The sequence below is a fragment of the Arthrobacter sp. ISL-30 genome (assembly GCF_018613855.1).
Lineage (GTDB): Bacteria > Actinomycetota > Actinomycetes > Actinomycetales > Micrococcaceae > Arthrobacter.
The window spans coordinates 1-6,151 of record NZ_JAGGPK010000066.1 but is presented as its reverse complement, the minus strand read 5'-3'; the positions used below and the strand labels follow the sequence as shown (position 1 = coordinate 6,151).

6 protein-coding genes are annotated in these 6,151 nt (G+C 64.5%); 2 read left to right on the top strand and 4 right to left on the bottom strand.

Features of this window, described 5'->3' with window-relative positions; all coding sequences use genetic code 11:
- The first annotated feature begins 366 nt into the window (after nt 1-366).
- A complete protein-coding gene (locus tag J7E82_RS20240; RefSeq protein WP_214865941.1) occupies nt 367-879 on the top strand; it encodes a DUF3830 family protein in 513 nt (170 codons plus the stop codon).
- 233 nt (nt 880-1,112) lie between these two features.
- On the opposite strand, the gene J7E82_RS20235 is transcribed toward J7E82_RS20240, so the two are convergent.
- The 4 genes from J7E82_RS20235 to J7E82_RS20220 form a co-directional block, all read right to left on the bottom strand.
- Entirely contained in the window at nt 1,113-2,351 is a 1,239-nt protein-coding gene (locus J7E82_RS20235) for a M20 family metallopeptidase (protein ID WP_251042194.1), read from the bottom strand.
- On the bottom strand, nt 2,348-3,601 hold the full coding sequence (locus J7E82_RS20230; RefSeq protein WP_214865939.1) for a PLP-dependent aminotransferase family protein: 1,254 nt from the start codon (nt 3,599-3,601) through the stop codon (nt 2,348-2,350). The genes J7E82_RS20235 and J7E82_RS20230 overlap by 4 nt, the downstream gene beginning before the upstream one ends.
- Nucleotides 3,602-3,604: 3 nt before the next feature.
- Nucleotides 3,605-4,786 (bottom strand): M24 family metallopeptidase, encoded by a 1,182-nt coding sequence (locus tag J7E82_RS20225; RefSeq protein ID WP_214865937.1) that lies wholly within the window; start codon nt 4,784-4,786, stop codon nt 3,605-3,607.
- Nucleotides 4,787-4,875: 89 nt separating this feature from the next.
- Nucleotides 4,876-5,883, bottom strand: a complete 1,008-nt coding sequence (locus tag J7E82_RS20220) for a D-2-hydroxyacid dehydrogenase (RefSeq protein WP_214865935.1) — start codon at nt 5,881-5,883, stop codon at nt 4,876-4,878.
- Nucleotides 5,884-5,948: 65 nt separating this feature from the next.
- Between J7E82_RS20220 and J7E82_RS20215 the strand changes: the two genes are divergently transcribed.
- Nucleotides 5,949-6,151, top strand: a 203-nt coding sequence (locus tag J7E82_RS20215) for an aminotransferase class III-fold pyridoxal phosphate-dependent enzyme (protein WP_214865933.1), incomplete at its 3' end; no start/stop codon positions are given.

The window sequence follows — 6,151 nt, the reverse complement described above, 5'->3', positions numbered from 1 at the left end:
CGGGGCAAAACTGCGGTTCTCGTGCAGCAGGTTCTCCAGGGCGTCGCCCTGCTGGATGGTGGTGGCGGCGGTGGCCGGCGCCGGGCGCCGGAAGTTCTCCAGTACTGATTCCTTTTCTGACACGGGCATCCGTTCCATCATGATGCGCGGGCCAAGAGCCTTTCCGAGGGTGCTTGTCCCGCGAAGGGGACGCCTGAGGAGGCGAGGCCGGGGAGGGGGCTGGTTGTCGGCAATCCTACGCAGCCGCTACTCCTTCCACAAGGGCCGGTAGGATTGTTGACAATCGTGATGCGGGCCACATAGCCTGAAGGCAATGGAAACAGCAAGGCGCTGTTACCGACTCCAACCAGGAAGTAAGGCAGAAACATGGCGCGGTATATCAACATCACTCTCGAGAAGCGCGGGGTCACCTGCAAGGCGCTCCTTCACGACGACGTCGCTCCCCGTACGAGCAAGGCGGTCTGGGATGCGCTGCCGCTCAGCGGCCAGGTGTTTCACGGAAAGTACGCCCGCAATGAGATTTACAACCTCGTCCCGGCCTTCGCACCGCAGGAGCCGGGCCCGGAGAACACCACGGTTACTCCCATCCCGGGGGACGTCTGCTACTTCACGTTCACTCCCAACGACTTGAAGACGCCCTCTCACGGTTACGAGCAGGATTCCGAGACCGACTCTGTGCAGACCATCGTGGACCTGGCTGTTTTCTACGGCCGCAACAACCTGCTGCTCAACGGGGACACCGGTTGGGTTCCCGGGAACGTTTTTGCCACCGTCGTTGAAGGCCTCGACGAAATGGCAGCAGCCTGCCAGGACATCTGGATGGGCGGCGCCCGCGACGAGACGCTGACGTATTCCCGCGCGGTCGACTCCACCCCGTAGGGACGCACCGAGAATTAGCGCAGCCGGGCCGCTTCCTGCGACCCGGCTGCGCTGTTTTCCCGCCGCTGTTCCCCGATGCGCTGTTGTTCCTCGGCTGCTATTGCCAGACCAGTGCAAGCGCCTATTAGCCAGTGCAAGCGCCGGCAGACCAGCGGAAGCCCAAAGAACGGCCGGCCGCACGAAAGGTGCAGCCGGCCGTTCTTCCTTACCAGGTCTGGCTCTTACGGACGCTGTCAGTTCCGGCCGTGCCGCAGGCACATCAGGGCGTAGGCGCGGGCTGCCGCAACGAGCTCTGCGGTGCTGACGGATTCGTTGACCTGGTGGGCCTGGTCATTGAGTCCGCCGGGGCCCATGACAATAGTCGGGACCTCGAGGTCGCGGGCAACGAAGCCGCCGTCGCAGGCCGCCGTCCAGCCGGTGATGGCGCTGTCCACGCCGGCGTCGGCAAGCGCGGACACCGAGTTTGCCACCAGCGGATGGTCTGCCGGAGTGCGGAATCCCGGCATCTCCATGGTGACCGCAGCCGCCACTGAAATGCCGTCCGAGTCGATGCCGGCTTCCCTGATCTGTTCACGGAGCCTGTCCAGGAGCAGCTGCGCGTCGTCGTCGGGCATGAGCCGCCGGTCCAGGGAGATGGTGCATTCTGCCGCCACCATGGATGTACCGGTGCCGCCACTGATGAGCCCGATATTCCAGCTCCCCGCGCCCAGCAGCGGGTCCTGCTCGGCCTGCAGGCGGGTGTGATCGTCGCGGATCAGGTCCAGGATCTTTGCTGCCGCGTCAATCGCGTTCCTGCCGTCCGCCGGCCGGCCCGAGTGAGCCGCTTTGCCGGTGACATTCAGCTCGATATAGCTGTCCCCGCGGCAACCGATCACGGTCTCGAGGTCGGTGGGCTCGGCGACGATGCATGCCGAGTAGGAAAAGGCCGGATCGGCCAGCGCGGTGGCCGTGTAGGCCCGGATGCCAATGCCCAGGTCCTCCTCGTCCACCGTGCAGGCCAGGGCAGCGTTGAAGGGCAGCTCCGCGCCGGCTTCCTTGAGCGCCTTCAGCGCGATCACGACGGCGGCCAGGCCGCCTTTCATGTCCGTGGAACCGCGGCCAAAGAGCCGTCCGTCGCGGACGTAGGGCTCGAACGGGGGCCGCTCCCAGCCCGTGCCGGCCGGAACGACGTCGGAGTGTCCGAGGAAGAGGATACCTGGCCGGTCGCCGCCCGGCAGCACGGCCGTAAGGTTGGGCCGTCCCGGGGCGACGGTTTCCGTCGATACGTCCAGTTGCGCGCCGAGGCAGAAGTGTTTTAGGACTTCCACCATGGCTTCCTCGGTGCCGCCGGGGTTTTCGCCGCCGGCGGCCACGAGGTCCGTGGTGAGGGCAACAAGATCAGGCTCGCTGATCAGGCCGAGGACCTTTTGTTCCAGCAGTTCTTGATCGTGCATGTTGTTCTCCAGCACCTGCGTGTCAGGGACGGAACTCATGCCGGTGCTCCGGCCTTCAGCGCCGCCAGCTCCCGGTCCATGGCCCGGCGGAGGCGGATGATGCCCTCCTCGGCCCGATCGGGAGTGGTAGATGCGAAGCAGAGCCGTAGGGCGTCGTCGAACTTTCCGCTGGCGGAAAGGGCGGGTCCGGGAATGAAGGCGACGCCTTCTGCAAGGGCCGTTTCGAAGAGCTTCCCAGTAGAAATCCGGGCATCCTCGCCCTGGAGCGTGAGCCACAGGAAGAAGCCGCCTTCAGGATCGGTGGTGGTGACCCTGTCACCGAGCTTCCGGCGCAGGCTCTCCTGCATCGAGTCTTTGCGGCGCTTGTACTCTGTGCGCAGCCCTGCGAGGTGGTTGTCCAGTCCGCCGCGGCGGATGAATTCGGCAACGAGGTGTTGCGCGGGAACGTTGGTGCAGGTGTCCATCGCCTGCTTGGCGTTGATGACCAGCTGCCGCAGCGCCGGGTCCGTGTCCACCCAGCCCAGGCGCAGGCCTGGGGCCAGGATCTTGGAGAACGTGCGGACGGAGAACAGCAACGGGTCGCCTGGGCTGAGGGCCTGCAGGGACGGCAGGTCCTCGCCCTGGAAGCGGAGCAGCCCGTAGGGATCGTCATCGATGATCACGGAGTTCCACTCATGCGCGAGTTCCAGCAGCTGGTGGCGGCGCGCCAAAGACATCGTTGTCCCGGAGGGGTTCTGGAAGTTGGGGATGGTGTAGATGGCCTTCGGCAGGCGGCCCGCGGCGGCAACGAGTTCGGGGAGTGCCTCCACGACGAGGCCGTTCCCGTCTGTGGGTGCCTCCAGCAGTTCCGCGCCGTAGCTCAGGGCCGTAGCGCTGCCGTTGGTGTAGGTCGGGCTCTCCACGATCACCAGATCGCCGGGGTTGATGAATAGTTTGCAGGCCAGGTCGAGGCCCTGCATGCCGCCGGACGTGATCGTGATGCGGTCCTCGTCCGTCGGGTCGGACGTGCCGGCGAGGTAATCCACGAGGGCCTTGAGCAGTACCGGTTCTCCCTCAGTGGCGCCGTAGGTCAGCGAGCTGTGGTCCATGACCTGGCTGGCGATGTCCCGGAATTCCTCCAGCGGCACGGCCTCATCCGCGGGGGAGCCCATGGCGAACCGGACAATGTCGTGGGTCTGCGAGGCGAGCAGTGACGTGCTGGAGTCGATGACTGAACCGACAAGGTCGGCCGTACGGTCGGCCAGGGGAAGGGTTGCGTGGGAGCGAGTGGCAAAGTGGTCAGTAATCATGGGTCAGCTGCCTTTCTGGAGCAGTTCCCGCGGGAAGCTGGTGAAGGTTTCCACGCCGTCGGCGGTGACGCGGATTGATTCGGAGAGTTCGTAGCCGTAGTTGTCCATCCACATTCCTCCGATGACGTGGAAGGTCATGTTTTCTGCCAGGACGGATTCTTCCTCGGAGCGGATTGAGATAGTGCGTTCGCCCCAGTCCGGCGGGTAGCCGATGCCGATTGAGTAGCCGATGCGGGACGGCTTTTCCAAGCCGTATTTGGCCAGCGTCCAGTTCCAGGCCCGGGCCAGTTCACGGACGGGAACACCCGGCTGAACTTCAGTCAGCACGGCGTTGAGGCCGTCGGCGACGGCGTCTGCCAGCTTGGCGAGGCGGTCCGGTTTCTTGCCGAGCGTCAGCGTGCGGGCCAGCGGAGCGTGGTAGCGCTGGTGGGCGCCGGCCAGTTCAATGACCACGGCCTGTCCCGCCTCGAACCTGTCCTCGCTCCAGGTCAGGTGCGGGGTGTCCGCCGCTTCACCCGTGGGCAGCATCGGCACGATGGCGGGATAATCCCCGCCGATCCCGTTGGCGCCCTTGATTTGCGCCTGGCTGATGGCCGCCGCGGCATCGCACTGGCGGACGCCGACGTCGATGGTTTCGATCGCGGCTTCCATGGCCGCCATGCAGACTTGGGCGGCGCCGCGCATCAGCTGGATTTCGGCCGGAGACTTGATGGAGCGGACCCAGTTGACCAACTCGAAGCTGTCCACGAGGGTCCATTCGGGAATGGCGTTGACCAGTGAGCGGTATGCCTTGGGGGAGAAGAAGTGCGAGTCCATTTCAAGGCCCACGCAGCCCTTGGCTGCCGGGGCGATGAGGTAACGCTCGCGGAGGGCGAAGGCCACCCAGTCGAAGGGATGCACCTGCGGGCGGTGAACGTACTGTTCCGGGTAGCCGACGATGCACTCCTCGGGCAGCCAGCTCGTGCGGAAGGCGCCGCCGGCATCCATGGCCCGAGTAAAGAGGATCATGGGTCCGTCAGCGGGTACAAAAACCAGCTGCGGAGTGTAGAAGGACCAGGCGTTGTAGCCGGTCAGGTAGTAGATGTTGGCCGGGTCGGTGACCAGCAGGGCGGAGAGACCCTGCTTGGCCATCCTCAGGCGCACTCCGGCGAGCCGGGCGTCGTACTCCTCGTGGCTGAACAGCAAAAAGACACCTCCATAGAATTAGTAAGATTGTTTACAACGTAGCTTTTGTGGTCGGAATCACATAATTGCCGGCTTGTTCGGGAGCGCTGTCAGCTCGTGCTGACGTAGCCGCGCTCCTTATCCACCAGGTTGGTGAGCTCCTGGCCTGAGGACCAGCGCTGAAGGTTGGCCAGGAACTGGTCCGCCAGCGCGTCGCGCCAGCCGATAACGTCGCCACACATGTGTGCGGACATGTGCACGCTTTCCATCGTCCAGAAGGGGTGGTCTGGGGGAACCGGCTCTTCGGTGAATACGTCCAGCGAGGCCGCGGCGATCTGGTGCTCCCGGAGGGCCTTGATCAAAGCTTCTTCATCCACAAGTGCCCCGCGGCCTACATTGACCAGATGCGCAGTCTGTTTCATGGCGGCCAAGACGTCGGTGTTCACCATCTTCCGCGTCTGCTCTGTGAGTGGCGCGATGAGCACCAAGTGGTCGGCCCAGGCTACGTGCTCGGCCAGTTCCGCGCTCGAGTGGACGATGCCAAAGTCAGGGTCATCCTCCCGGGGAGTGCGCCCGATTCCCTGGGCCTCCAGTCCCGCTGCGCGGAGCAGCCTGGCGGTGGCGCGTCCGATTCCCCCCGTTCCCACCACCAGTGCACGCGAACCTTCTGTGCGGGTGAGTTCGCGGTGCTGCCAGACGGCCTGCTGCTGCAGGGACTTGCTGAGATGAAGCTGTTTGTCGTGGGCGAGGATGGATGCCAATACGAACTCCGCAATCGGCCTGTCAAAAGTGCCGTGCGCGTTGGTTACCAGCACATCAGAGGTGCGCAGCTCGTCAAACATCATGGCGTCCACACCGGCTGCCGCCACATGAACCCATTGGAGGGCATCTGCGTGCGGCCAGGCGTCCTTCAGTGCCGACGAAAAGAAGTCCCAGAGGAACAGGATGTCCGCTCCACGCGACGCTTCGGCGAGGCCGGCGGCATCCGTCAGGACAACGTCGGCCCGGGATTCGATGGCGGCTAGGTTGTAGGGGCGGGGCTGGCCTTCCGCGACGAGTATGACAACGCGGGGCGTTGCCCGGGCGCTATCAGGGCTCTGGTTATTAGTGTTGCTCACGCCACAACCCTACGGGATCGCAGGATTGTTGACAATAAGCGAATGTGACGTGCACCATGGAACGCATGACTTCCCTTAGCCCCGCATTGAAGCAAGCAACGCCCGTCGTCGTGGATCATGCCCTTGGCAGTTGGATTTACGGGACTGATGGCCGGGCGTATTTGGATTTCACGACCGGTATTGGGGTGACCAGCACCGGTCACTGCCATCCGCGGGTGGTGGCGGCGGCCCGGGAGCAGGTGGGCAGGATCATCCACGCGCAGTACAC

Bases quoted from the DNA above. Each gene is read 5' to 3' on its own strand.
- J7E82_RS20240 (WP_214865941.1), top strand. From the start codon at position 367: ATGGCGCGGTATATCAACATCACTCTCGAGAAGCGCGGGGTCACCTGC.
- J7E82_RS20235 (WP_251042194.1), bottom strand. From the start codon at position 2,351: ATGAGTTCCGTCCCTGACACGCAGGTGCTGGAGAACAACATGCACGAT.
- J7E82_RS20230 (WP_214865939.1), bottom strand. From the start codon at position 3,601: ATGATTACTGACCACTTTGCCACTCGCTCCCACGCAACCCTTCCCCTG.